Origin of the sequence: Pantoea leporis (assembly GCF_028048155.1) — a bacterium.
In the GTDB taxonomy this organism is placed as follows: domain Bacteria; phylum Pseudomonadota; class Gammaproteobacteria; order Enterobacterales; family Enterobacteriaceae; genus Pantoea; species Pantoea leporis.
The window spans coordinates 65485-92227 of record NZ_JALMEU010000010.1; the positions used below are offsets into that span (position 1 = coordinate 65485).

The 26743-nt window shown below is 56.8% G+C and carries 20 protein-coding genes; 16 read left to right on the forward strand and 4 right to left on the reverse strand.

The window, feature by feature from the left end; genetic code table 11:
- Nucleotides 1-416 precede the first annotated feature (416 nt).
- From MWH02_RS19790 to glnB, 4 genes are all read left to right on the forward strand, one after another.
- On the forward strand, nt 417-1844 hold the full coding sequence (locus MWH02_RS19790; RefSeq protein ID WP_101763467.1) for a sensor histidine kinase: 1428 nt from the start codon (nt 417-419) through the stop codon (nt 1842-1844).
- 3 nt (nt 1845-1847) lie between these two features.
- Nucleotides 1848-2519 (forward strand): two-component system QseEF-associated lipoprotein QseG, encoded by a 672-nt coding sequence (qseG, locus tag MWH02_RS19795; protein WP_101763468.1) that lies wholly within the window; start codon nt 1848-1850, stop codon nt 2517-2519.
- Between the two features lie 2 nt (nt 2520-2521).
- A complete protein-coding gene (glrR, locus tag MWH02_RS19800) occupies nt 2522-3853 on the forward strand; it encodes a two-component system response regulator GlrR (protein WP_101763469.1) in 1332 nt (443 codons plus the stop codon).
- A gap of 75 nt (nt 3854-3928) precedes the next feature.
- Nucleotides 3929-4267 carry a nitrogen regulatory protein P-II gene (gene glnB, locus MWH02_RS19805; protein ID WP_007886217.1) on the forward strand — a complete coding sequence of 113 codons (339 nt, stop codon included), beginning with the start codon at nt 3929-3931 and terminating at the stop codon, nt 4265-4267.
- A 51-nt stretch (nt 4268-4318) separates the two neighbouring features.
- Here the strand turns inward: glnB and hmpA are convergent, their stop codons facing one another.
- On the reverse strand, nt 4319-5503 hold the full coding sequence (gene hmpA / locus MWH02_RS19810) for an NO-inducible flavohemoprotein (RefSeq protein ID WP_271461290.1): 1185 nt from the start codon (nt 5501-5503) through the stop codon (nt 4319-4321).
- Nucleotides 5504-5842: 339 nt separating this feature from the next.
- Here hmpA and glyA point away from each other — a divergent pair, with 339 nt between their 5' ends.
- Nucleotides 5843-7096 (forward strand): serine hydroxymethyltransferase, encoded by a 1254-nt coding sequence (gene glyA, locus MWH02_RS19815; protein WP_101763471.1) that lies wholly within the window; start codon nt 5843-5845, stop codon nt 7094-7096.
- A 128-nt stretch (nt 7097-7224) separates the two neighbouring features.
- On the forward strand, nt 7225-8364 hold the full coding sequence (locus MWH02_RS19820; RefSeq protein WP_271461291.1) for a 3-phenylpropionate MFS transporter: 1140 nt from the start codon (nt 7225-7227) through the stop codon (nt 8362-8364).
- Here MWH02_RS19820 and csiE read toward each other — a convergent pair.
- Complete coding sequence (csiE, locus tag MWH02_RS19825; protein ID WP_271461292.1) at nt 8361-9629, reverse strand: stationary phase inducible protein CsiE; 1269 nt, start codon at nt 9627-9629, stop codon at nt 8361-8363. The two genes, MWH02_RS19820 and csiE, sit on opposite strands and share 4 nt — an antisense overlap.
- A 155-nt stretch (nt 9630-9784) precedes the next feature.
- On the opposite strand from csiE, the gene MWH02_RS19830 reads away from it, so the two are divergent.
- The 3 genes from MWH02_RS19830 to MWH02_RS19840 all read left to right on the forward strand — a co-directional run bounded on the left by MWH02_RS19830 (nt 9785) and on the right by MWH02_RS19840 (nt 12587).
- On the forward strand, nt 9785-10411 hold the full coding sequence (locus tag MWH02_RS19830; RefSeq protein ID WP_101763474.1) for a DUF1007 family protein: 627 nt from the start codon (nt 9785-9787) through the stop codon (nt 10409-10411).
- Nucleotides 10402-11382, forward strand: coding sequence for a nickel/cobalt transporter (locus MWH02_RS19835; RefSeq protein ID WP_271461293.1), 981 nt, complete (start codon nt 10402-10404; stop codon nt 11380-11382). The genes MWH02_RS19830 and MWH02_RS19835 overlap by 10 nt, the downstream gene beginning before the upstream one ends.
- Before the next feature lie 191 nt (nt 11383-11573).
- Nucleotides 11574-12587, forward strand: coding sequence for an MFS transporter (locus MWH02_RS19840; RefSeq protein ID WP_110868267.1), 1014 nt, complete (start codon nt 11574-11576; stop codon nt 12585-12587).
- Nucleotides 12588-12624: 37 nt separating this feature from the next.
- Here the strand turns inward: MWH02_RS19840 and suhB are convergent, their stop codons facing one another.
- Nucleotides 12625-13428 (reverse strand): inositol-1-monophosphatase, encoded by an 804-nt coding sequence (suhB, locus tag MWH02_RS19845; protein ID WP_008108283.1) that lies wholly within the window; start codon nt 13426-13428, stop codon nt 12625-12627.
- Nucleotides 13429-13549: 121 nt separating this feature from the next.
- Here suhB and trmJ point away from each other — a divergent pair, with 121 nt between their 5' ends.
- The 5 genes from trmJ to sseB all read left to right on the forward strand — a co-directional run bounded on the left by trmJ (nt 13550) and on the right by sseB (nt 18353).
- On the forward strand, nt 13550-14293 hold the full coding sequence (trmJ, locus tag MWH02_RS19850) for a tRNA (cytosine(32)/uridine(32)-2'-O)-methyltransferase TrmJ (RefSeq protein ID WP_110868266.1): 744 nt from the start codon (nt 13550-13552) through the stop codon (nt 14291-14293).
- Nucleotides 14294-14428: 135 nt separating this feature from the next.
- On the forward strand, nt 14429-14926 hold the full coding sequence (iscR, locus tag MWH02_RS19855) for a Fe-S cluster assembly transcriptional regulator IscR (protein ID WP_008108287.1): 498 nt from the start codon (nt 14429-14431) through the stop codon (nt 14924-14926).
- Nucleotides 14927-15014: 88 nt separating this feature from the next.
- Nucleotides 15015-16187: an IscS subfamily cysteine desulfurase gene (locus MWH02_RS19860; RefSeq protein WP_110868265.1), complete on the forward strand. Its 1173-nt coding sequence runs from the start codon at nt 15015-15017 to the stop codon at nt 16185-16187.
- Nucleotides 16188-16249: 62 nt separating this feature from the next.
- Nucleotides 16250-17536: an aminopeptidase PepB gene (gene pepB / locus MWH02_RS19865; RefSeq protein WP_101763480.1), complete on the forward strand. Its 1287-nt coding sequence runs from the start codon at nt 16250-16252 to the stop codon at nt 17534-17536.
- 49 nt (nt 17537-17585) lie between these two features.
- A complete protein-coding gene (gene sseB, locus MWH02_RS19870) occupies nt 17586-18353 on the forward strand; it encodes an enhanced serine sensitivity protein SseB (protein WP_137386289.1) in 768 nt (255 codons plus the stop codon).
- Between the two features lie 30 nt (nt 18354-18383).
- Here sseB and sseA read toward each other — a convergent pair whose 3' ends face one another.
- Complete coding sequence (gene sseA, locus MWH02_RS19875; RefSeq protein WP_271461294.1) at nt 18384-19223, reverse strand: 3-mercaptopyruvate sulfurtransferase; 840 nt, start codon at nt 19221-19223, stop codon at nt 18384-18386.
- A gap of 147 nt (nt 19224-19370) precedes the next feature.
- On the opposite strand from sseA, the gene MWH02_RS19880 reads away from it, so the two are divergent.
- Together MWH02_RS19880 and pbpC are read left to right on the forward strand one after the other, a co-directional pair.
- On the forward strand, nt 19371-24257 hold the full coding sequence (locus tag MWH02_RS19880; protein WP_271461295.1) for an alpha-2-macroglobulin family protein: 4887 nt from the start codon (nt 19371-19373) through the stop codon (nt 24255-24257).
- A gap of 6 nt (nt 24258-24263) precedes the next feature.
- Nucleotides 24264-26588: a peptidoglycan glycosyltransferase PbpC gene (pbpC, locus tag MWH02_RS19885; protein WP_271461296.1), complete on the forward strand. Its 2325-nt coding sequence runs from the start codon at nt 24264-24266 to the stop codon at nt 26586-26588.
- The last annotated feature ends 155 nt before the right edge of the window (nt 26589-26743 follow it).

Genomic DNA, 26743 nt, shown 5'->3' on the forward strand with positions numbered 1-26743 from the left:
CGTTGCTAATCAGCGACACTTTTCACAGACCGTCCGGTCCGCTTTTCTCTGGGAGAGTGCTTCGTCTCTGGCATTCCTCTGATAATAAACGCTATTTATTTATTGGCACGATACTTGCTATACTCCCTACGTGGCTCATTCACCTGTTTATGATTGCCCCGCTTCAGCGGCTGAGCTCATAAAAACCGAATGACGCACCAAACGGAGCCTGTCGTCCACCTCACCGATAATCGTTTGCTTTGCAACGTTATCAAACATCGGGCGCAACGTTGAGTTAGGCTCCACCTATTTTGCAAGCGATGCTGCGGCGTCGCTCTCACGGCAGGCCAAAAGGCCTGCCGTTTTCATATCTGGCCTTTCTTCCGTTTTGATACTTCGCTAGCATGCCTGCAGCTCACATTTAAGGAAGCGCGGTTGTGATGAAATGGCGTCTGTTTCCCCGATCCCTGCGGCAGTTAGTGTTAATGGCTTTCCTGCTGGTACTGCTACCGTTACTGGTGCTGGCGTGGCAAGCGTGGGAAAGTCTTTCGGCGTTAAGCAACCAGGCGGCGGATACCAACCGCAATACCTTTACCGATGTGCGTCGCAGCGAAGCGATGGCGCGTACCGCGCTGGAGCTGGAGCGCAGCTACCGCCAATATTGCGTGCTCGGCGATGCGTCGCTGGCGAAGCTGTATCAAACGCAGTGGACGCGCTACGGCCAAATGCTCAGCAGTCACGCTGCCAGTTTGCCCGATCTGCCTTCCTTCAAAGTGCTGCAAACCACCTTGCCTTCGCTGCAGCAACTGCAGTGCGATAACGGCAATCCTGAGGCGCAAGCCGCCAGCGCGCTGGAGCGTTTTTCCGATACCAACACGCAAATGGTGCAGGCAACGCGTGAAGTGGTATTTTCGCGCGGCTTACAGCTGCAGCGTGAAATCGCCGATCGCGGTCAGTTTTTTGGCTGGCAGGCGCTGATTCTGTTCCTGATTAGCCTGGTGCTGGTTTTGCTGTTCACGGGGATGATCATCGGTCCGGTGAAGCGGGTTGAACGCATGATCAATCGATTGGGCGAAGGTAAGGCGCTCGGCGATAGCGGCAGTTTCCGTGGTCCGCGTGAGATCCGTTCGTTGGGGCAGCGCATCGTCTGGCTGAGCGAGCGGTTAAGCTGGCTGGAAGAGCAGCGCCACGAATTTTTGCGCCACCTGTCGCATGAGCTGAAAACGCCGCTTGCCAGTCTGCGTGAAGGCACAGAATTGCTGGCCGATCAGGTTGCCGGGCCACTCAATGCCGAGCAGCAGGAAGTGGTGGCGATTCTCGATACCAGCAGCCGTCATTTACAGCGGCTAATTGAGCAGTTGCTCGATTACAACCGCAAGCTGGCCGATGGACCGATGGCGCTGAAGCCCGTGGCGCTAAATGAGATCATTGATTCGGTGGTAAAAGTGCACTCGTTGCCAGCCAATGCGCGTGAAATGACCACCCACGTTGATCTGCAAGTGCATCACTGTCTGGCGGAAGCGACGCTGCTGCAGCGGGTGATCGATAACCTCTATTCGAACGCCGTGAACTACGGCAGCGAATCCGGTAACATCTGGCTGCAGAGCCAGCAGAAGGGCAACCAGGTATGGATTGAGGTGGCAAACACCGGCACACCGATTCCGGCTGAAGAGCAGGCGATGATTTTTGAGCCCTTTTATCAGGGCAGCCAACAGCGCAAAGGGCCGGTTAAAGGCAGCGGGCTGGGCTTAAGCATCGCCAAAGATTGTCTGCGCAGGATGCACGGCGATCTGCAGTTGGTAACGCGCAAGGATGCGGATGTCTGTTTTCGTATCATTCTGACGACCAGCGCCGGGAATGCCTGATTAATGAAACTAACCCTATTCAAACTTGTGGCCAGTGCAGTGCTGGTTTTCGGCCTCAGCGCCTGCCAGGCACCGTCACAAGATCGTACGCAGCATAATGGCGTTAGCGTGCCTGAACCGGAGGTACGCCTGCCGGATTATCTGGCGACCGATTGCCAAAACGTGTGGCAAATCGAAACGCCAGCCGCCGCAGGCAATCCGCTCTATTGGCAGCGCGCCATGGATTGCGCCGAGCGCTTATCGCCGGCCGAAGCGCGTGCAGAAGCGCGTCGTTGGCCGGTACAAGGCTGGGCGCGCGCCTTCAAGCAGGGCATTTTGCTCGCGAACGGTAACGTCACGCCAGTTGAGCGGCGTGATTTCGTCACTACCTTAGATGGTTACAGCGCGGCTTATCCGGCGTCGGTGCGTCCGCTGCTCCAGCTGTGGCGCAGCAATCAGGCGGCCCAACTGGAGCTGAGCGAAGCGCGTGGACGCTACGCCGCTTTGCAGCAGAGTAATGACGCGGAGATGGATAACCTGCGCCAGCAGCAAACCAAAATGCGTCAGTCGCTGGCCGATACCCAACGCAAGTTAGAGCGTTTAACCGACATTGAACGCCAGCTGTCGTCGCGTAAAGCGCCTGATAGCAGCGACACATCGCACGGCGGCAGCGATGTGCAAAGTGAGGATCAGTAACCATGAAACAAGCCGCACGTTTATTGCTGGTGGATGATGATCCGGGCTTATTGAAACTGCTCGGCATGCGTCTGAGCAGCGAAGGCTATCAGGTGGCGACGGCCGCCAGCGGGCCGGAAGCGCTGCGCCATCTGCAGAAAGAGAAGGTCGACTTGGTGATCAGCGACCTGCGCATGGACGAAATGGATGGTCTGGCGCTGTTCGGCGAAGTGCAGAAACGTCATGCGGGCTTGCCAGTGATCATTCTCACCGCGCACGGTTCGATCCCTGAAGCAGTATCCGCCACGCAACAAGGCGTGTTCAGCTTTCTGACCAAACCGGTCGATCGTGATGCCTTATATAAAGCGATAGATGAAGCGCTGGCTCAACGCGCGCCGATCAGCGATGACGGCTGGCGCGAAGCGATTGTGACGCGCAATCCGCAGATGCTGCGCTTGCTGGAGCAGTCGCACATGGTGGCGCAATCTGACGTCAGCGTGCTGATCAATGGGCAAAGCGGCACCGGTAAAGAAGTGCTGGCGCAGGCGATTCACGCCGCCAGCCCGCGCGCCACCAAGCCGTTCATCGCCATCAATTGCGGTGCGCTGCCGGAACAACTTTTAGAGTCCGAACTGTTTGGCCACGCTAAAGGGGCCTTTACCGGCGCGGTCAGCGCACGTGAAGGTCTGTTCCAGGCGGCGGAAGGCGGCACGCTGTTTCTTGATGAGATTGGCGACATGCCTCAGGCGCTGCAGGTGAAACTGCTGCGTGTGCTGCAGGAGCGCAAAGTGCGGCCGTTAGGCAGCAACCGCGATCTGGATATCAACGTGCGGATTATTTCCGCGACGCACCGCGATTTGCCCAAAGCGATGGAGAAGAAGAGTTTCCGCGAAGATCTCTACTATCGTCTTAACGTGGTGAATCTGAAAATTCCCGCGCTGCACGAGCGCGCTGAAGATATCCCGCTGCTGGCGAATCATCTGCTGCGCCAATCCGCCGATCGCCATAAACCTTTCGTGCGTAGCTTTTCGGTGGATGCGATGAAGCGGCTGGTCAGCGCCGCCTGGCCGGGCAATGTACGTCAGCTGGTCAACGTGATTGAACAGTGCGTCGCCTTGAGTACCGCGCCGGTCATCGGTGATGCCCTGGTTGAACAGGCGCTGGCGGGGGAAAATACCGCGCTGCCGACTTTCGTCGAAGCACGTAATCAATTTGAGCTGAACTATCTGCGTAAACTGCTGCAGATGACCAAAGGAAATGTCACCAACGCTGCGCGTCTGGCTGGACGTAACCGCACTGAATTCTATAAGCTGCTGTCGCGCCATGAATTGGACGCCAGCGAATTTAAAGAGTAGCTTGCTGCGGCAGCGTCAGGAACAATTATACTAACGGTATCCGTCCATCATGGAGGGAGTAAAAAAGGATCTGTCATGAAAAAGATCGATGCAATTATCAAACCATTCAAACTCGATGATGTACGTGAAGCCTTAGCGGAAGTGGGCATCACCGGGATGACCGTCAGTGAAGTGAAAGGCTTTGGTCGCCAGAAAGGTCACACTGAGCTGTATCGCGGCGCTGAGTACATGGTCGATTTTCTGCCAAAAGTGAAAATCGAAATGGTGGTAGGTGACGATATCGTCGATACCTGCGTAGAAACCATTATGAAAACCGCGCAGACCGGCAAAATCGGCGACGGCAAAATCTTTGTCTTTGACGTGGCGCGCGTAGTGCGTATCCGTACCGGTGAAGAGGACGAAGAGGCGATTTAAGCCCCTTCGCGCATTGCCTGTAAAAGCCTGCCTTGCGCAGGCTTTTTTGTTTTACAGCACCTTGTGCGGGCCAAATACTTCGTAGTGGATGCGATCGGCATTGATGCCGGCATCGACCAGTTGACGTGCGACAAACTGCATAAACGGCAGCGGACCACAGATCCAGAACTGACGATCGGACTGGTTCAGCGCGGAGGACACGCTCGCCAAATCCATCAAGCCCTGAGCGTCGTAACGTCCGACATCGGCACTTTCTGGTTGCCGATACCAAACGTGGCTGGTGAAGTTTGGCAGGCGTGCGCCGAGGGATTTCACCTCTTCAGCAAACGCATGCTGCGAACCAGCTTCCGCGGCGTGCAGCCAGTTAACCGCCGCCGGATGTTGCTGCTGCGCCAGAGTAGCCAGCATCGCCAGCATTGGAGTTTGGCCGACGCCAGCAGAGATCAGCGTAATCGGCGTAGCGGCTTCAGCCTGCAGGATGAAATCACCGGCTGGTGCTGCGCACTGCACAATATCGCCCACCTGCGCACGATCATGCAGCCAGCCCGACACGCTGCCCAGCGCTTCGCGTTTAACCGCGATGCGATAAAATTGCCCATTTGGCTGGTGCGTCAGCGAATACTGGCGATGCTGAATATTTTCACAGCCTGCCGGTTGTAGGCTGATGGCCAGATACTGCCCTGGCAGAAAGGTTGCCACCGGCTTACCGTCGTTTGGCACCAGTTCAAAACTCGTGATCACCGAACTCTCCTGATTGATAGCGCGAATACGAAAATCACGCGCACCGCGCCAGCCGCCGGTTTTCTCTTCGGAGGCCGAATAGATGGCTTCTTCACGCTGGATAAACACATCAGCCAGCACGCCGTACGCTTTGCCCCATGCGGTCAGCACTTCTTCACCCGGATGCAGCAGCTCATCAATTGTCGCCAGCAGGTTTTCACCCACAATCGCATACTGCTCGGGCTGAATGTTCAGGCTGGCATGCTTCTGCGCGATTTTCTCCACCGCCGGCAACAGTACGGCCAAATTTTCCAGGTTGCTGCCATAAGCCACAATGGCGTTAAACAACGCTTCCCGCTGATTGCCGCTGCGCTGATTGTTCATGTTGAATACGTTTTTCAGTTCAGGATGTTGCGTCAGTAAACGTTGGTAGAAATGGCCGGTCAGCTGCGGTCCAACCTGGGCAATGGCGGGCAAGGTCGATTTGATGGTAGCGATGGTTTGCGCGTCGAGCATGGTGAAATCCTCAGAGTGAATTTAAACATGTATTTTAAATGCATCTTATGGGTAATCGAAGCGCCTGTAAATCCCTTGTTGTGATTAAGGATTAAGCAAGAAAGGTGCGGGCTGGCGCGCAAAGCTGAAATTCTTTCGCCATGAAAGTGAGCAAATTTCGTGATTTTCTGGCTTGCAAAAAAGCGTAAAAAACCCGTTCCAGCGCCATGCCAATCGTTTGCGCAAAAAGAGGGGATTGACGCTACCGTCACCTGTCAAAACCGTTTACACTGTTCGCCTTCGCCCCCTAGCCGGGGCCTAAACTGCCGTTAAAAAGTTAGCTGAGTCAGGAGAGTCCGGATGTTAAAGCGTGATATGAACATTGCCGATTATGATGCCGCGTTGTGGCAGGCTATGGAGCAAGAGAAAGTGCGTCAGGAAGAGCACATTGAACTGATTGCTTCTGAAAACTACACCAGCCCACGCGTAATGCAGGCCCAAGGTTCACAGCTCACCAACAAATATGCCGAAGGCTATCCGGGCAAACGCTATTACGGCGGATGTGAATACGTCGATATCGTTGAACAACTGGCGATCGATCGCGCTAAAGAGCTGTTCGGCGCAGATTTCGCTAACGTACAGCCGCACTCCGGTTCTCAGGCCAACTTCGCGGTTTACACCGCGCTGCTGCAGCCAGGCGACACCATTCTGGGTATGAACCTGGCGCACGGTGGTCACCTGACGCACGGTTCCCCGGTAAACCTGTCGGGTAAGCTGTACAACGTTATCCCTTACGGCATCGATGAAACCGGCAAAATCAACTACGAAGAACTGGCTGAGCTGGCACAAACCCACAAGCCAAAAATGATCGTCGGCGGCTTCTCTGCTTACTCTGGCGTGTGCGACTGGGCCAAAATGCGTGAAATCGCAGACAGCGTTGGCGCCTACCTGTTCGTCGATATGGCACACGTTGCGGGCCTGATCGCCGCAGACGTCTATCCGAACCCGGTTCCTCATGCCCACATCGTGACTTCAACCACCCATAAAACTTTGGCGGGTCCGCGCGGCGGCCTGATCCTGGCGAAAAACGGTGACGAAGAGCTGTATAAAAAACTGAACTCCGCGGTGTTCCCGGGTGGTCAGGGCGGTCCTCTGATGCACGTGATCGCCGGTAAAGCGGTGGCGTTCAAAGAAGCGATGGAGCCAGAGTTCAAGACTTATCAGCAGCAGGTGGCTAAGAACGCGAAAGCGATGGTGGAAGTTCTGCTGGAGCGCGGTTACAACATCGTTTCCGGTGGTACACACAACCACTTGTTCCTGATCGATCTGGTCAGCAAAAACCTGACCGGTAAAGAAGCCGATGCCGCTCTGGGCCGCGCCAACATTACCGTGAACAAAAACAGCGTACCTAACGATCCGAAGAGCCCGTTCGTGACCTCTGGCGTGCGTATCGGTACCCCAGCGGTGACGCGTCGTGGCTTCAAAGAAGCTGACGTTCGCGAGCTGGCTGGCTGGATCGCTGACGTGCTGGACAACATCAACGACGAAGCGACCATCGAACGTACCAAACAGAAAGTGCTGGAAATCTGCAGCCGTCTGCCGGTGTACGCGTAAGCTTTACGCTTCTCGATGCAGTGCAAAAAAGGATGGTGCAAGCCATCCTTTTTTATTGCCGTCGCAGCAGTGCTCTGACAAAGTAGCGCCCACTCGTGCTGCTCAGCAGCATTTTTGCTGGAGGGAATATGGCAATCGGCTCCGCCAAATGGCTCGGTTTGGGCTACTTCACTTACTTCTTCTGTTACGGCATTTACCTTCCTTTCTGGAGCGTGTGGCTCAAAGGCACCGGACTTGATGCAGAAAAAATCGGTCTGCTGCTGGGGTGCGGCATGGTGGCGCGCTTTGTCGGCAGTTTGCTGATTGCCTCGCAGGTAAAAAATCCCTCACAGCTGATCACTGCGCTGCGCTTGCTGGCGCTGATGACGTGCCTGTTCGCTATCGGTTATTGGCTGGGACAACAGTGGATGTGGCTGCTGTTCGTGATGATCGGCTTCAACCTGTTTTTCTCACCGCTGGTGCCGCTGAGTGATGCGCTGGCCGCCACCTGGACGCAGCAAATTGGTCTGACATATGGCCCGGTTCGTTTGTGGGGCTCGCTGGCGTTTGTCTTCAGCTCTGCCTTAACCGGCATGCTTGTCACGGCGTTCTCATCGCAGGCGATTCTGGTGCTGCTGTCACTGGGCGCGATCGGCATGTTAGGTGGGATGATGTTAACGCCAGCGACGAAGCCGCAGGGCAGTGAACGTCAGACGTCAACCGATGGTGGCTGGCAGGCATGGCGTGATTTGCTGCGCGAAAATGCGGTGTGGCGTTTCATGTTATGCGTGACATTGTTGCAGGGCGCGCATGCGGCTTACTACAGCTTCAGCGCGATCTGGTGGCATGAGAGCGGTTATTCCGCGTCGATTATTGGCTACTTGTGGTCGCTGGGCGTGGTGGCTGAAATCATCATTTTTGCTCTCAGCAGCCGACTGTTCCGCCGCTGGAGTGCGCGCGATCTGCTGCTGTTATCAGGCGTGTGCGCCATTATCCGCTGGACAATGCTGGGATCCAGCACCGCGTTGCCGTTGCTGATCGTGGCGCAAATTCTGCACTGCGGCAGCTTTACCGTCTGCCATTTAGCGGCGATGCGGTTTATTGCCGCGCGCAAAGGCGCGGAAGTGATTCGTCTGCAATCGCTCTATTCGGCGCTGGCCATGGGCGGCGGTATTGCGGTGATGACTATGATTTGCGGCGTGCTGTTTACGCATCTGCAAGGACATCTGTTCTGGGTGATGGCGTTAGTGGCGCTGCCGGCGTTGTTCCTGCGTCCGCGCGCCGCTTAATTCTCCAGCAACTGGAGAATACGCTGCTGCTGATGACGACTCAGCGGCAGCTCCGCCTGGATTAGCGGCGGTGAAAACAGCGGCAATGAAATGGCATACGGCGTGATCACCAGCGCGATATCGCGCGGCGCGCCTTCACGCTGAAAATGCACGACGTCCTGATAGCTGATGTTGATCGGTAGCAGCGTCATTTCCCGCAGCTGCTGCTCCAGCAACTGCTCCAGCGCCGCATCCGCGCCCGTCAGCAGCAGCACCTGCTTTTCCTGCAATGCACTCTCCTGCATCAGCCAGGCACCAAATAGCACCGCCACCAGACTTATCTCTTCAGCACTAAAGCGCGTGGCAAAGTTACGGCTGAAATGCTCAAGTGCGCGTTCCGTGGTACGCAGCAGACGCGGGTAGAGTCGTGCGACATCCAGCGCCACGCTGTTATCGATGCCGATGGCAAAATGGCTGCGATCCAGCGCCTGCGCCAGATGCGTAAAGAGTTGCTGAGTGAGTTCGGCGCGATTTCTGAAGGTGGTTTGTGCCAACTGCTCAAAGCGCGCAATCAGCGCTTCCACTGACTGCATCAGCTTTACTGCCTGCGGATGCTCCAGCTGCGTAGCGGTTGGCGCGTGAATCAGGCTAAATAGCAGCGTCCAGAAGTCGGTCTCGCTTACATCCGGCGCTAAGTGGCAGCGCTTCTGCCAGTGATGGATGACGTCGTCGGCGGCAGCACGTTCGACTTTTTCCGCCAGCCACGCGCGCTGTCCGTCATTGAACAAGGCGTTTTGGCGCTGGCACAGCGCATACTTCATGAAGATTTGCAGAAACATGCGGTCGCGCGGGCTGAAGTCGCGCGCCAGACGCAGGCTGCAGTGCTGAATCAGCGCCTGCAAGTTGGTTTCATCCCACAGCGCTTTCTCGATTTTCAGGACTTTCAGGCGCTGACGCAGCACCGGGGCAAAATGCTCGCAGACAAAATCCTGCGACAAACGCAGCGCGCGTCGCAGCCAGTGGATCAGGCACAGCCGCCTGTCCAGTTCCGTCCCGTGTATGCGAAAGCTGCCATCGACCATCTGGTGTAGCTCCAGTTGATGGTAACGCTGTATCTCCTCTCCCACATCCGCGATATCCTGTCGGGCGACAACAGGCGCCACGCCATTTAACTGGCAGAGCTTTTCAAGCGTCAACGCGGGAGCGGGCAGAAATAGCAGCAGTAACAGATGACAACGACGCTGGGAACGGCTGAAGAGTGGTGCAGAGGAGGGTGCAGAACTCATCAATGGTTTATCCGCAGGTCACTTTTGAGCTAAGAATAGCTAACTCCACGCGGTAACCTTGCACTTTGTCGTGACTTTTGTTCAGAGCTTTAGGGCGGGTCACAATTTTTCTGGGCCACTCTACACTTCACTTTAAAATTGTTACTTTATAACACATGAAAATTGCACTCATTACGTTTACGCTGTTGTTCAGCACCGCAGCCTGGTCACATCCGCATAGCTTCATTGACATGAAAACCGAGTTCATCAGTGACAACCAACATCTTAGCGGCATGAAAATGGTGTGGACCATGGATGAGATAACCTCCGCCGATCTGTTATACGACGCAGGTAAAGCCAAGCCCGGTGATGTAGTGTGGAAAAAGCTGGCGGCGCAGGTGATGGCAAATGTGCTCGGTCAGCACTATTTCACCGAAGTGTGGCAGGACAAAAATCGGGTCAAATTTCTCAATCTGCCGAAAGAGTACAACTTATCGCGCAACGGCAACAAAGCGGTGCTGGAGTTTATCGTGCCGTTTGGCGAGCCGCAGTTATTGAGCGCGAAGCAGTATCGCATTCAGACTTTTGATCCCAGCTACTTTGTTGATATGTATTACGATAATCCACAGGCATTAACCATGGACGACACCGTTAAATCGCATTGCCAGATCGATCTGCATACGCCGAAACCGGATGACTCGCTGAAGCAATATGCGCTATCGCTGGATAAAGCCGATGCGCCGCCAGAGGATATGGATCTTGGCCAGCAATTCGCCCAAACGGTGACACTGACATGTCACTGATTTCGCTTCCCTCCCGTTCACGTCGTTTATGGCCGCTGTGGCTGATGGCGGCGTTATTGCTGCTAGTGGGCGTGCTGCTGTGGCAGCACTGGTCGCAGATTTTGCTGCAAAGCGTGCTGTGGCAAAAAATCCTCAATCGCGAAATGACGCAGCTTTTGCAGCAGGTGGCTGAACAACCGCAGCATGCGGGCGTGACGCTGATGCTGTTCAGCCTCGCTTACGGCGTGCTGCATGCGCTGGGGCCGGGACACGGCAAAGTGGTGATCACTACCTTTCTTGCCACCCATCCGGCAAAGTTGAAAACCAGCATGAAGCTAACGTTGCTGGCTGCTTTGCTGCAGGGCGGCGTGGCGATTGGTTTGGTAACGCTGATGCTGGTGGTACTGCAAACCTCGTCGCGTCAGATGCATCTCGGCAGTTACTGGCTAGAGAAGGGCTGTTATCTGTTAGTCGTCGCGCTGGGTATTTGGGTCGGTTGGCGTGCATTGCGATCGCTGCGTCAGCAATGGCGTCCTCAGCCAAAGTTGCAGATCCACGCTATTCGCCCAGCGCATCAGCACGATGAACACTGCGGCTGCGGACATGCGCATCTGCCCAGCGCTGCGCAGATGGATCAGGCAGTTAGCGCTAAAACGCAGGCGCTGGTGGTGTTTTCCATGGGGCTGCGGCCCTGTTCCGGCGCCATCATGATGCTGCTGTTTGCCAAAGTGATTGGTGTGTATGCGTGGGGCGTCGCCTCTGCCGTGGCGATGGCGTTGGGCACTGCTGTGACGGTTTCGGCGCTCGGCTTGTTAGTGCAGCGCTCCCGTCTGCTGGCTCAGCGCTTAGGGCAGGCCGGCGGTACTCATCCTGCGACCAGGCTGCTGGTGCCGCTGCTCGCCATGTTAGGTAGCGTGCTGTTAATCGTTGCGGGCGTTGCATTATGGCAAAGTGCCTCGCCGGGCATCGGCGGTGGAATTCGTCCTTTCTGACATTAAGGATATTTGGGTAGTGTAAATATTCCACTGTTGCAAGTATTCTCCCCCTCAACAGTTAATTAAATATCTCCGCTTAGCGCGCTGGTGAAAATAGATTTCTCTGTCTAAGCTCAATTACACCAGTCAATATCCTGGTGGATTAGCAATTATAAAATTTCAGCGAAATATTCTGCGAGGAGAAAACGATGCCTGAAACTCGGATTAATAATGGCAGCGTAGATACGGTGCACGACGTGCATGGCGGCCTACCATTAAAACGTATTTCATGGAGCGCAGTATTTGCCGGCGTTATCGCTGCGCTAATCATTCATATTTTATTGGGGATATTGGGTACAGCGATTGGTGCAACAACCATCGATCCACAACAGGAACAAAATCCGCTGCAGCATCTGGGAACCGGCGCGTTAATCTGGACCGGCGTGAGTATGCTGATTGCCATGGGCGTAGGTAGCTACGTTGCGGGGCGTCTGGCGCAGCGCGAAGGGGCGATGCATGGTTTGTTGATGTTTGGTGTTAGCACCATTTTGACATTATGGCTCGCGATTACCCTGGCGACTGGCGTTATTGGCGGTGCGTTTAATATTTTAGGCGCCGGCGTAAATGCTGTTGGTAATGGAATTTCCGCAGCGGCGCCATCACTGACCAATATGGCAAAAGAGAAGCTGCAGGAAAGTAATATCAATTTAGATGATTTAAAAAACGAATTACAAACTACGCTGCGTCAAACCGGCAAGACAGAATTACAACCTGAGAATCTGCAAAAGGATGTAAATAACGAAGCCAATAACGCGCAAAATCAAGCAGAGCAAACGGCACAAAATCCACAGAATGCTGATAATGATCTGGCTAATTGGTTGAAAGGCGTTATGAATCGTCACTCAGATACATTGCAAGCTGCCGATCGTGATGCGCTGAAAAATATTATCAAAGCGCGCACCGGTAAAAGCGATCAAGAGGTTGAGCAGATTGTAACTCAAACCGAGGAGAGCTATAAAAAAGCCGTGCAACAGTACCAGGAGTTGAAACAGCAGGCGGAGCAAAAAGCCCGTGAAGTGGCTGAGCAAGCGGCGGCCGCAACGGCGAAAGCGAGCTGGTTCACCTTCTTTATGCTGGTGATTGAAGCTGTATTGGCAGCATTGCTGGGGCGCGTGGGTCGCAAGACGCAACCGCGTCAGGTATTAAGCCACGAACGTCGGTAACAAAAAAAAGGCGGCTGATTCAGCCGCCTTCTCGCATTTAGCGCTTCAGCGCTTCACTTAACTCTTCACGCATCGATGCCAGCATTGCTTTCACTACGCGTGGGTTACCCGCAACGATGTTACCTGACATCACGTAACCGTGGTTGCCGGTAAAGTCAGTCACCAGACCGCCCGCTTCACGAACCAGCAGTTCGCCCGCCGCAAAATCCCACGGCTTCAGGCCAATCTCAAAGAAACCATCAACGCGACCTGCAGCGGTGTAAGCCAGATCCAGCGCCGCCGAACCGGTGCGACGGAAATCAGCGCACTGGGTGAACAGTTTGCCAACGATGTTGATGTAAGGGGTTGCGTGCTGCTTCAACTTGAACGGGAAGCCGGTCGCCAGGATGGTGCCATCCAGATCGCGCGCCGTGCTGCCGCGCAGGCGATAGCCATTCAGCTGAGCGCCCTGACCGCGTACGGCGGTAAAGAGTTCGTTGCGCATTGGATCGTAAACCACAGCCACTTCGGTGCGGCCTTTGATGCGCACAGCGATAGAAACGGAGAAGTGTGGTAAACGTTTGATGAAGTTGGTGGTGCCATCCAGCGGATCGATTACCCATTGAATGTCTTGATCTTCGCCCGCCAGCTCACCGCTTTCTTCGGTGATGATGGTGTGTTTCGGGTACGATTTACGAATTACTTCGATAATCAGACGTTCTGCGTCACGGTCAACATTGGTAACGAAGTCGTTGCTGCCTTTCTGGCTGGCTTCGACAGCGTCCGGGGTTTCATAATTCTTGGCAATTAAATTTCCGGCCTTGCGCGCGGCGCGCACGGCTATGTTGAGCATCGGATGCATCGGTATCTCTCGCTGGATGTTAAAGAACGGGGAAAACGGCGCGGAGTATATCAGCGTGTTCAGCAAATGTCCTCTTTTTATGTTAGGATGCGCGCCATCATTTCCCTGACCGCCTCTAATTATGCTGCAGAATATCCGAATCGTACTGGTAGAAACGTCGCACACCGGCAACATGGGCTCCGTCGCACGCGCGATGAAAACTATGGGCTTAACCAACCTTTATCTGGTCAATCCGCTGGTGAAACCAGATTCACAGGCCATTTCCCTCGCCGCCGGTGCCAGCGATGTCATTGGTAATGCGCGCATTGTCGATACCATGGATGAAGCCATTGCCGGTTGTAGTTTGGTGGTTGGCACCAGCGCACGTTCACGTTCACTGCCGTGGCCCATGTTGGATTCACGCGAGTGCGGCATTAAAAGCGTGGAAGAGGGCCAGCAGGCGCCGGTGGCGTTGGTGTTTGGCCGCGAGCGCGTGGGCCTGACTAACGAAGAGTTGCAGAAATGTCACTATCACGTCGCGATTCAGGCGAACCCGGAATACAGCTCACTGAATCTGGCGATGGCGGTGCAGATTATCGCTTACGAAGTGCGCATGGCCTGGCTGGACGCGCAGGAAAAAGCCGCGCCGACGGAAGAGCCTGTCGAATCACCGTATCCGCTGGTTGACGATTTGGAGCGCTTCTATCAGCACATCGAACAGATGATGCTGAACAGCGGCTTTATCCGTGAAGGCACGCCAAGCCAGGTGATGAGCAAGCTGCGTCGTTTATATACACGTGCGCGCCCCGAACGCGACGAACTGAACATCCTGCGCGGCATGATGGCATCGTTCGAAAAGCGCAAAGGTAATGTGGATAATAGTTGAGTAAAACAGTTGGTTAAATAGTTGAGCAATTTACTTGGTTAAATAGTTGACCGTTTTACTCAGGAATGTCAGACTGGCGTCAATTCTTCAGATAACCCGCCGATAACCGGACGGACGCTTACGAGGTTGTATGCTATGAGACTGACATCCAAAGGACGTTATGCCGTAACCGCTATGCTGGACGTTGCACTGCACTCCAATGAGGGCCCGGTGCCGCTAGCTGACATTTCTGAGCGTCAGGGCATCTCATTGTCCTATCTGGAGCAGTTATTCTCACGTCTGCGTAAGCACGGCTTAGTGGCCAGCGTTCGTGGTCCAGGTGGCGGTTATCTGTTAGGCAAAGATTCAAGCGCGATTGCTGTGGGCGCGGTTATTACCGCCGTTGACGAATCTGTCGATGCCACTAAATGCCAGGGCAAAGAGGGCTGCCAGGGCGGCGAGCGTTGCCTGACCCACGTTTTGTGGCGTGATCTGAGTGAGCGCATCAGCGACTTCCTCAACAACATCACGCTGGCGGAACTGGTGAATAATCAGGAAATCCTTGAAGTGGCCGATCGTCAGAACACTGTCGATAATCGCCGCTTCCAGCAGCATCGTGTGCAAGAAACCATCAACGTTAATCTGCGCGCTTAATCAGTTCTCCTTCGGCCTTTCCTGTTCATACGGGCGAGGCCGAATGTGCTATAAAGACGTATGATTTTTTATACGGAGTTTTAGCGCAATGAAATTACCGATTTACCTGGATTACGCAGCCACTACGCCTGCGGATCCGCGTGTTGCCACCAAAATGATGCAGTTCCTCACAATGGATGGCACTTTCGGTAACCCCGCGTCCCGTTCCCACCGTTTTGGCTGGCAGGCTGAAGAAGCTGTTGATGTGGCTCGCAATCAAGTTGCTGAGCTGGTCAATGCCGATCCCCGTGAAATCGTTTTTACCTCCGGCGCGACCGAAGCGGACAACCTTGCGATCAAAGGTGCCGCGCAATTCCATCAGGCGCGCGGCAAACACATTATTACCAGCCAAACCGAACACAAAGCGGTGCTCGACAGTTGCCAGCAACTGGCGCACGAAGGCTTTGATGTCACCTTCTTACAGCCGGGCAGCGACGGTATCGTTACGCCGCAGATGCTCGAATCTGCACTGCGCGACGACACGGTGCTGGTGTCGCTGATGCACGTCAATAATGAAACCGGTGTGATTCAGGACATCGCCGCACTCGGCGCGCTGTGCCGTGCGCGTGACATCCTGTTTCACGTTGATGCCACGCAAAGCGTCGGCAAATTGCCGATTGACGTCACTGAACTGCCGGTGGATTTGATGTCGTTCTCAGCGCACAAGCTGTATGGACCGAAAGGCATCGGCGCGCTGTGGGTGCGTCGTAAACCGCGTCTGCAAATTGATGCACAGATGCACGGTGGCGGTCACGAGCGCGGCATGCGTTCGGGCACGTTGCCGGTGCATCAGATTGTCGGCATGGGCGAAGCCTACCGGATTGCGCGTGAAGAGATGAGCAGCGAAATGGCGCGTCTGGCCGAGCTGCGCCAGCGTCTGTGGCGCGGTATTAGTCAATTGGGTAACGTGAACCTCAACGGTTCGCTGGAGCAGGGCGCTCCGAACATCCTCAATATCAGTTTTGCCCACGTCGATGGCGAATCGCTGATTATGGCGCTGAAAGATTTGGCGCTGTCATCCGGTTCCGCCTGTACCTCGGCCAGTCTCGAACCTTCCTATGTGCTGCGCGCGATGGGCGTTGAGCAGGAGCTGGCACACAGCTCGCTGCGTTTTTCGCTCGGACGCTTCACCAGCGCAGAGGAAATTGAGTACGCTATCGAGCTGGTCAATAAAGCGGTAACACGTCTGCGGGCACTTTCGCCTGCGGCAAACGCCCGCTAATTCATGCACCCCTTGCGCCGGTTCTGGCGCAAGGTGACACCTAACGCAAACGGAGCCACGCGATGACAACACAACCGATGATAATTACGCTCAGCTCCCAGGCCGCCGATGCGCGCTGGGGTGACAAAGCGCTGCTGAGCAGCAACGAAAGTGGCATGACCGTTCACCTTACTGGCGCAGACGCGCTGATGAGCATCCAGCGCGCGGGGCGCAAGCTGGACGGGCAGGGCATTCGTCACGTCTCGCTGCAGGGCGAAGGCTGGGATGTGGAAAAGTGCTGGGCGTTCTGGCAAGGCTACCGCAGCCCGAAAGGCAAACGTCAGGTCGAGTGGCCGGAATTCAATGAAGACGATCAGGCTGAATTTGCACGTCGTCTGAAGATTGTTGACTGGGTGCGCGACACCATCAACCTGCCGGCGGAAGATCTTAGCCCGGAACAGCTGGCGCACAACGCGGTTGATCTGATCAACGAAGTGGGCGGCAAAGCAGTCAGCTATCGCATCACCAAAGGTGACGATTTGCGTGTTCAGGGTTACGCCGGTATCCACACCGTGGGCCGCGGCTCCACGCGCGCACCGGTGTTGCTGGCGCTGGATTTCAATCCAACTGGCGATGAAGATGCGCCGGTTTACGCCTGTCTGGTCGGTAAAGGCATCACCTTTGATACCGGCGGTTACAGCCTGAAGCAGAGCGCTTTCATGGACTCAATGAAGTCCGACATGGGCGGCGCGGCAACGCTGACTGGCGCGCTGGCGCTGGCGATTTCACGCGGTCTGAATAAGCGCGTGAAGCTGTATCTATGCTGCGCAGACAACATGGTCAGCGGCAACGCGTTCCGTCTGGGCGACATCATTCGCTATCGCAACGGTAAAACCGTGGAAGTGATGAACACTGATGCGGAAGGTCGTCTGGTATTGGCCGATGGCCTGATCGATGCCAGCGAGCAAAATCCTGAACTGCTGATCGATGCGGCAACGCTGACCGGCGCGGCGAAAACCGCGCTGGGTAACGATTATCACGCGCTGTTTACCTTTGACGATGTTCTGGCGGAATCGCTGCTTGGCAGCGCAACCGGCGAAAACGAAGCATTCTGGCGTCTGCCGCTGGCCGAGTTCCATCGCAGCCATCTGCCTTCGAACTTTGCCGATCTGAATAACATCGCCAGCCCGTCACATGCGGCGGGTGCCAGCAGTGCGGCGGCGTTCCTATCGCATTTCGTCAGCAAATATCAGCAAGGCTGGCTGCACATTGACTGCTCCGCGACGTACCGCAAAAGCGCGGTGGATCAGTGGTCCGCAGGTGCGACCGGTTTGGGTGTGCGCACCGTCGCCAATCTGTTACTGAAATAATCCTCATCACGGCAGGCGCAAGCTTGCCGTCTTTTTTGGAATACGATAAATGAGTAACCGTCTTGAAGAGGTGCTGAAGCTGGCGGCTACTGAGCCTGCGCACCGTCCGGAATTTTTCCAGCTGCTGCTGGAAGCCGATGTGTGGGTGCCAGGCGAAAGTCCCGCCGAACAGTTTGATGCGACTTCGCCGGTCGAATTACAGCATTGGGAAAAAGAGGATGGCGGTAGCGTGATCCCGTTCTTCACCTCGGAAGAGGCGATGGGCGAGGCCATCAAAGATGAACAACCTTACCTGCGCATGCCGGTGCGCACGCTGTTTGAAATCACGCAAGGCGAAACGCTGTTCCTCAATCCGAAACTGCCTGCGGGTAAAGAGTTTTCGCCGGGTGAAATCGCCCATTTGATTGGCGAAGAGGGCAGTGCGCTGAGCCAGCAAACCGTGCTGGAAGGTGGTCATGCGTTGCTGTTGTCCGAAGTGGCCGAGCCGCCAGCGCAGATGATTGATTCGTTAACGCAACTGTTTGCCAAGTACAAACAGGTACGCCGTGCTTACATCGCCAGCATTCGTGAAAGCGCCAGCGAAGCACCGAACCTGCTGATTGGTATCGAAGCTGATAGCGATATCGATGAGATTATTCAGGCGGCGGGCGGTGTAGCGACGGATACGCTTGCGGATGATGCGCCCATTGATATCTGTGAAGTGGTTAATGAAGATCGCGGCGTGAGCCACTTCTTTACTGCCCACATCACGCCGTTCTATGAACGTCGCTGGGGCAGTTTCCTGCGCGATTTTAAGGGCAGTCAGCGGATTATATAATGCGTGGTCGCCATTGATGGCGACCTGCTATCACTTCTCGATCGGTAAATCGTCGCGGCTGCCCCATTCGCCCCACGAACCGTCGTACAGCGTCACATCCCGCACACCCAGCGAGGTGAGCGCCAGAATCACCACCACCGCCGTGACACCCGAACCGCAGCTGGCAATCACCGGCTGATCCAGTTTTACCCCCGCCTGAGCAAACAGATCGCGCAGTTCCGCTGCCGGTTTCAATTCACCATTTACCACTAAACTGTTCCACGGCACGTTCAGGCTGTTGGGAATATGCCCGCGCAGCAAGCCCGGACGCGGTTCATCCACTTCGGCGTTAAAACGGTTCGCCGCACGGGCATCGACAATCTGCGCGCCGCCTTCGTGGCTGATCAGCAGCACGTCGGTCAGACGTTTCACCTGTGCGCCATCATAAGTCGCTTCGAATTCACCTTCCGGCAAACTAACCGGGCCGGTGGCGACATCGAAACCGGCTGCCTTCCAGCCCTGTAATCCTCCGGCCAGAATCGACACGTTTTCGCAGCCAAAGGCGCGCAGCATCCACCACGCACGCGGAGCCGAAAACAGGTTGCCTTCGTCATACACCACCAGATGTTTGTCCTGGCTGACGCCCAATTCGCGCATTGCCACCGCAAAGGATTCGGCGCGGGGCATCATGTGTGGATAAGCACTGGTGTGATCGGACAAGGCTTCAATATCGAAGAACGGCGCATTCGGCAGATGACCAGCCAGATATTCAGCCTGCACATCACGTACGGCTTCCTGGCCAGGCGGTAACATGCGGGCATCAAGCACCTGCAATGTTTCCTCGGTGTAATGTTCTTTCAACCAATCAGCGGACACAAATATGGCTGTCATAGCAACCTCTTCTCAGCAAACGGGAAACGACCAGTCTCCGGGAATGTGAACGCTATCTCAAGGGTGTGATTGCTAAAGTTGGCGGGTTGATGTGAAATTGCGCGGAATGACGTTTTCTTAACTTCTGGGACTGGTGAGGGAATTACCATGGCAAAACGTTTTAACCGGCTGCTGCTCAGCGCGCTGATCGGTGCTGGATTACTGGGCGGCGGGACCTTGACGATACACGCGGAGGAAGCGGCAACCGCAACAGCAACGCAGAAATCGCTGTCGGTTATCGATCTCTCCGAGCTGCAACTCGACGGCGCCGCCGCGCTGGTGTTGAGCTTCAACACGCCGCTTGAAGCGAAGCAGGATTTCGCTGCGCGCGTGCAGATTATCGATGAGAAAAGCGGCAAGGTTGATGGCGGCTGGGAGCTGGCGCCAAACGGTAAAGCGTTGCGTTTTCGTCATCCTGAACCGTCGCGCAAGTTGACGGTTAACGTCGATGCCGGTCTCAAAGCGGCCGATGGCAGCACCTTATCGAAATCTTTTAGCCAATCGCTCACCACGCGCGATATCCAGCCGATGGTGGGTTTTGCCAGTCGCGGATCGCTGCTGCCGCTGCGTCTGACGCAGGGATTGCCGGTGCTGGCGCTGAATGTGAATAACGTCGACGTCGATTTCTTCCGCGTGAAAAGTGCCTCGCTGGCCGATTTTCTGGCGCAGTGGAATTACGGCAACAATATGTCGTACTGGGAATCACGCGAGCTGCTGAAAAATGCCGATCTGGTTTACGGCGCCCGCTTCGATCTTAATCCGGCACGCAACACGCGCGAGAAAATGCAGCTGCCGCTGGGCGATGTCGATGCGCTGAAGCAGCCGGGCGTCTATCTGGCGGTGATGAAACAGGCCGGAACCTACAACTACACGCAACCGGCGACACTGTTTACGTTGAGCGACATCGGTTTGTCGCTGCACCAATTCCCTGAACAGCTGGAACTGTTTGCCCAAAGCCTGAGCAACGGCGCGCCACTTGGTGACGTTAGCGTGCAGCTGCTGGATGAGAAAGGAAAACAACTCGCCAGTGGCACCAGTGACAGCAACGGTCATTTGCGCCTACCGGCAAATGCTAAAGGCAAGCTGCTGCTGGCGACACAAAAGGACCAAACTTCGCTGATCGATCTTAATCGTCCGGCGCTGGATCTGGCGGAGTTCCCGATTGATGGTCCGCAAGGCTACGACAAACAGTTGTTCGTATTTGGTCCGCGCGATCTCTATCGTCCGGGTGAAACGGTGATCGTCAACGCGCTGCTGCGTGATGCTGATGGCAAACCGTTGCCGCCGCAGCCGGTGAAAGCCGACGTGGTGCAGCCGAATGGCGAAGTGTCGCAGACCTTTGTCTGGCAGCCGGAGAACGGCGTCTATCAACATCGCTTCGCGATACCGGCTGCGGCGATGACCGGCGAATGGATGCTGCGTATCAACAGTGGCGACAACCAGCCGCGCAGCTGGCCGTTCCACGTCGAAGACTTCCTGCCGGAGCGCATGGCGCTGGATTTGACCAACAGCGCGCAGCCGTTGGTGCCGGATGACGACGTCACCTTTGCTGTTGAAGGCCGCTATCTGTACGGCGCGCCGGCTGCGGGTAACGAGCTGCAAGGGCAGCTGTTCCTGCGTCCCGCGCGTGAAGCGGTGGCCGCGCTGCCCGGCTATCAATTTGGCGATATCACTGAAGAGCTGAAACGTTCGCTCGATGATGTGGATGAGAAGCTGGATGAGAGCGGCAAGCTGCAGCTTAACGTTGAGAGCAGCTGGAAAGAGAGCCATTCACCGCTCAATCTGATTCTGCAAGCCAGCCTGCTGGAAACCGGCGGCCGTCCGGTGACGCGCCGCGCGACTCAGGCGATTTGGCCGGCAGCGGCGCTGCCCGGCATCCGTCCGCTGTTTAGCAGTGAATCGGTATATGACTATCGCAGCGATCGTTATCACGATGAGCCGACCGTGGCAGAAAACAGCCTCGCGGAATTCGACGTGGTCTACGCCAATCCGCAGGGCGAAAAACTGGCGGCGTCAGATCTTGATGTGCGCCTGATCCACGAACGCCGCGACTATTACTGGAGCTTCTCTGACAGCGAAGGATGGCAATCGCGCTTCGATCAAAAGGATCTGCAGGAGGATCAGCAGCGCATCTCTATTGCGGCGGGCGGCAGCCAGAAAGTGAGTTTCCCGGTGGAGTGGGGCACCTATCGCCTGGAAGTGCATGCCGGCGACAATATCATGAGCAGCGTACGCTTCCAGGCCGGATATGGGTGGCAGGACAATACCAACGGCACCGGCGCGCTGCGTCCGGATCAGGTCAAACTGAAAATTGATAAAACCGCCTATCAGGCGGGCGACACCGCGCATGTGCAGGTGGAGTCGCCTGCTGCCGGCAAAGGCTATCTGATGGTGGAATCCAGCAGCGGCACGCTGTGGTGGCAACCGCTGGAGGTTCCGGCGGGCGGCGCAACCATTGATGTACCGATTAGCGACAGCTGGAAGCGACACGATCTTTATCTCAGCGCCATCGTGGTGCGCGACGGCGACAAGGCCAGCGGCGTCACGCCGAAACGCGCGGTGGGCTTGCTGCATCTGCCGATGGCGACCGAAGCGCGCCGCCTCAGCTTAGCGCTCGACGCGCCGGATAAGATCCGTCCTGAGCAGACGCTAAAAGTGCAGGTCAAAGCCAGCCGTGAAGGTGGCGCATTGCCGAAGCAGGTTCAGGTATTACTCTCGGCGGTGGACAGCGGCGTGCTTAACATCACTGACTACAAAACCCCGAATCCGTGGGAAGCGTTCTTTGGCCGCAAGCGTTATAACGCCGATCAATACGATGTGTTTGGTCAACTGATTGAAGGCGGTGGCAAACTGGCCGCGCTGCGCTTTGGTGGTGACGGCGACGATGCGGATGCGCTGTCGCGCGGCGGCAAAAAACCGGTCACTGATGTGCAGATCGTGGCGCAGCAGTTGCAGCCCGTAACGCTGGATGCCAATGGCGAAGGTACGCTGGAACTGCCGATTCCGGCGTTTAATGGCGAACTGCGTTTGATGGCGCAGGTGTGGAGCGACGACAGCTTCGGGTCGGCCGATCGTAAGCTGGTGGTTGCCGCGCCATTGATCAGTGAACTGGCGACGCCGCGCTTCCTGGCCAGCGGCGATCAATCTACGCTGGCGCTGGATCTCACTAACCTCACCGATCAACCGCAAACGCTGAAAATCAACATCAGCGCCAGCGGCCAGATCGCCCTGAACGGCAACATCCCTGCCAGCGTGCAGCTGGCGCAAGGCGCGCGCACCACCTTGCAAATTCCGGTCAGAGCGCTGGGGGGCTTCGGTGAAGGCGAGGTACAGGTCAGGGTTTCCGGCATGAGTTTGCCGGGCGAAACGCTGGCAGCGAGCGAGCGTAAATGGAAAATTGGCGTGCGTCCGGCCTATCCGGCACAAACGCTGAGTTTCGATAACGTGATGCAAACCGGTCAGAACTGGCAGGTGATGGCCAGCGCCTTCAATGGCTTGCAGCAGGATACCTTGAGCGGACAGCTGTCGCTCAGTAACCGTCCACCGCTGAATATCGCCAGCTATATCCGTTCGCTGTACGCCTATCCTTATGGCTGCCTTGAACAGACCGCCAGCGGCATTTGGCCGTCGGTGTTCACCAATCATGCGCAGCTGACGGCGATGGGCATCAAAACCAGTAACGATGAAGCGCGTCGCGCCTCAATTGATACCGGCATCGCGCGTCTTGCCGGCATGCAGCGCGGCAACGGCAGCTTTGGTTTGTGGAGCAAAGAGAGTCAGGAAGAGTTCTGGCTGACGGCTTACGTCACCGATTTCCTGCTGCGCGCCAGCGAAGCCGGTTACGGCGTACCGGATGGCGTGATTACCCGTGCCGACGAACGTCTGCTGCGCTATCTGCAGGATCCCGCGCAGATCGAAACCAGCTGGAGCAGCGATGCCGATGGCTTGCGTTTCAGCGTGCAGGCTTATGCCGGATTGGTGCTGGCGCGTCAGCAGCAGGCGCCGCTCGGTGCGTTGCGTGCGCTGTATGAAAAGCGCGATCGGGCTAAATCGGGCCTGGCGATGGTGCAGCTTGGCGTGGCATTGAAGCTGATGGGCGATCAACAGCGCGCACAACTGGCGCTGGCGCAGGGCATTGGCCTGGAACGTAAACCCAACAGCTGGCTCGGCGATTACGGCAGCCCGGTGCGCGATCGCGCGCTGATTCTGTCGCTGCTGACAGAAAACCAGCTGCTGCCGGAGATGCAAGGTCCGTTGTTGATCGAGCTGGCAAAAGCCGTGCACGGACAGCGCTGGTTCTCGACCCAGGAAAACAACGCGTTGTTCCTCGCCGCTCGCACCTTGCAGCAGCACAAAGGTGAAAGCTGGCAGGCGACCCTGCAGGGTAAAGCGGAACCGCTCAGCAGTGATCAGCCGCTCAATATTGGCATGACGGAAGATCAGCTGCGTCAGGGCGTGTCGGTGAAAAGCGACAACGCGTCGCCGCTTTACGGCACGCTGAATGTGGTGGGTTATCCGCGCACCGCACCGTCGCCTATGAGCAACGTGCTGCAGATCAGTCGTGAGTACTTCACGCTGGAGGGTAAGCCGGCGGATCTCACCAACCTGAAAAGTGGCGAACTGCTGGTGGTGCGGCTCAAAGTCGCGGCCAGCGAGCGCGTCAGTGATGCGCTGGTGGTGGATCTGCTGCCTGCCGGACTGGAGCTGGAAAACCAGAACCTGAGCGACAGCAGCGCCAGTTTAGGCGACAGTGCCGACGCGCTGAAAGAGAGCATGATGGATATGCAGCAAGCCAACATCAAGCACATCGAATTCCGTGACGACCGCTTTGTCGCCGCGCTGGCGCTCGATGGCTACACGCCGGGCACGCTGCTGTATCTGGCGCGTGCGGTGACGCCGGGCAGCTATCGCCTGCCGCCGCCGCAGGTGGAATCGATGTATGTGCCGGAATGGCGCGCGATTGGCAGCACGCCGGAAAAACTCAATGTGCGTTAAGCATTGATGTCTGGAAGTAAGCGACTAAAGCGGTGGCGCTGGCTGCCGCTTTTTTTACTGCTGCTGCTGGCCGCGCTGTGGCTACTGGATCGCCTTACACCGCTACCGCTGCATGAGTTACAGCCGGCGCGCGTGGTGGTGGCCGAAGACGGTACGCCGCTGTGGCGCTTTGCTGACCCGCAAGGCATTTGGCGCTATCCGGTGACGCTGGAGGATGTCTCGCCTGCCTATATCGAGGCGCTGCTGACCTACGAAGATCGCTGGTTCTGGCATCATCCCGGCATCAATCCGATGGCGATTGTGCGTGCAGTCGGGCAGAACGTGCTGCATCACGGCGTGGTCTCCGGCGGTAGCACGCTCACCATGCAGGTGGCGCGACTTATCGATCCGCAACCGCGCACTCTGCGCGGCAAAGTGGTGCAGGCGTGGCGCGCGCTGCAGCTCGAATATCATCTCTCAAAACGCGACATCCTCACGCTGTATCTCAATCGCGCCCCTTTTGGCGGCACGGTGGAGGGCGTTGGCGCGGCGAGCTGGATGTGGCTGGGGAAACCGCCTTCGCAACTTACCCAAGGTGAAGCGGCGCTGCTGGCGGTGTTGCCACAGGCACCAAGCCGCCTGCGTCCGGACCGCTGGCCTCAGCGCGCCGAAGCAGCACGCAATAAAGTGCTGGATCGCCTCGCGCAATATCACGTCTGGTCAGCGCAGGTTGTCGCCGATATTAAACAAGAAGCGGTGTGGCTGCCGCCGCGCCAGATGCCGCAACGTGCGCCGCTGCTGGCCCGGCGCCTATTGTCGCTGTCACCCGACAACAAAATCACCTCAACCATTGATGTGTCGCTGCAGCGCGAACTGGAGAATCTGGCGACGTCGCTGAAAAACAACTTACCGCCGCGCACCTCGCTGGCGCTGCTGGTGGTGGATCACCAAAACATGAAAGTGCGCGGCTATGTCGGATCGGTGGATTTCAATGACGACAGCCGTTTTGGTCATGTCGATATGATCTCCAGCGTGCGATCGCCAGGATCGGTGCTGAAGCCTTTTGTCTATGGCATGGCGCTGGATGATGGGCTGATTCATGGCGAATCACTGCTGCAGGATGTGCCGCGTCGCTTCGGCGACTATCGTCCCGGCAACTTTGACTCGGGCTTTCACGGGCCGGTGAGCGCCAGCGCTGCGCTGGAGCGGTCGCTCAATCTCCCGGCGGTGCAGTTGCTGGATGCGCTGGGGCCAAAAAGTGTCGCCGCGCGCTTGCGTAACGTGGGATTGAATCTGCGCTTTCCCGCTGGCGCAGAGCCCAATCTGTCGCTGGTGCTGGGCGGCACCGGCACACGCATGGATGAGATTGTGGCGGCCTACAGCGCCTTTGCCCGTCACGGCAATGCGGCGCAGTTGCGCTGGCTGACGACACAGCCGCTGCAGGAGAGGCCGCTGTTGTCGCCAGGCGCAGCATGGATTGTGCGGCGCATTCTGGCTGGCGCGGCGCAACCTCCGGCCAGCGGCGCGGTGGCGGAGATTGCGCCTTTGGCGTGGAAAACCGGTACCAGCTACGGCTACCGTGATGCATGGACGATTGGCATCACGTCGCGCTATCTGATTGGCGTGTGGGTTGGGCGGCCGGATGCCACGCCGGTCGCCGGGCAATTTGGTTTTGCCTCGGCGGTGCCGGTGATGAATCAGGTCAATAATGTGCTGGCGGGACACATGCCGGTGAGCGGTGCGCCGCGCGATCCGCGTCCGCTTTCGGTCAGCGCCATGAGCATTTGCTGGCCTGGCGGTCAGCCGTTGCCTCCCGGCGACGAAAACTGTCGCCAGCGTCGTCAGAGTTGGGTGTTGAATCAAACCGTGCCACCGACGCTGCTGGCGCCGGGGCAGGAAGGCGTCAATGGCTTGCGTCAGCGCTACTGGCAGAACAGCCGGGGATGGCGTGTGGCGGCAGATTGCCCGGATGCACAAAGTCGGGAGCGCCTGATGTGGCCGCTGCCGCTTGAACCCTGGCTGCCGGTTGCTGAACGCCGTGCGCAGCGCTTGCCGCCGATCGATCCCGCTTGTCCGCCGCGCAATCAGGGCAATGCGCCGCCGATGGTGATTACTGGTGTGATCAACGGCCAGCGCGTACAGCCGCTGCCGGGTAAAGTGGTGCTGGTGATGCCGGTTGCGGTGCAGGGCGGGCAAGGTGAGCAGCGCTGGTGGTTTTTAAACGGGCAGCCGCTGGAGCGTGACGTGAGCAACAAGAGTGCCGCGCTGGTGCTGGATGAGCCGGGCAGTTATCAATTGGTGGTGATGGATGAAGCGGGGCAGCTCTCATCGGTGTCATTTATCCGCGGTTGAGTGCATGGATATGGCATACTTTTTGCCTGCGCGCCCCGACAAAAATCAATTATTTTCATTAATTCCGCAAATCGCTAATAGGCAACGCGCTGCGATATCCCTATAATCGGCGCGTTTTCTTACCGGGAGGAGCTCCCGGATTCTTCAGGATGCTA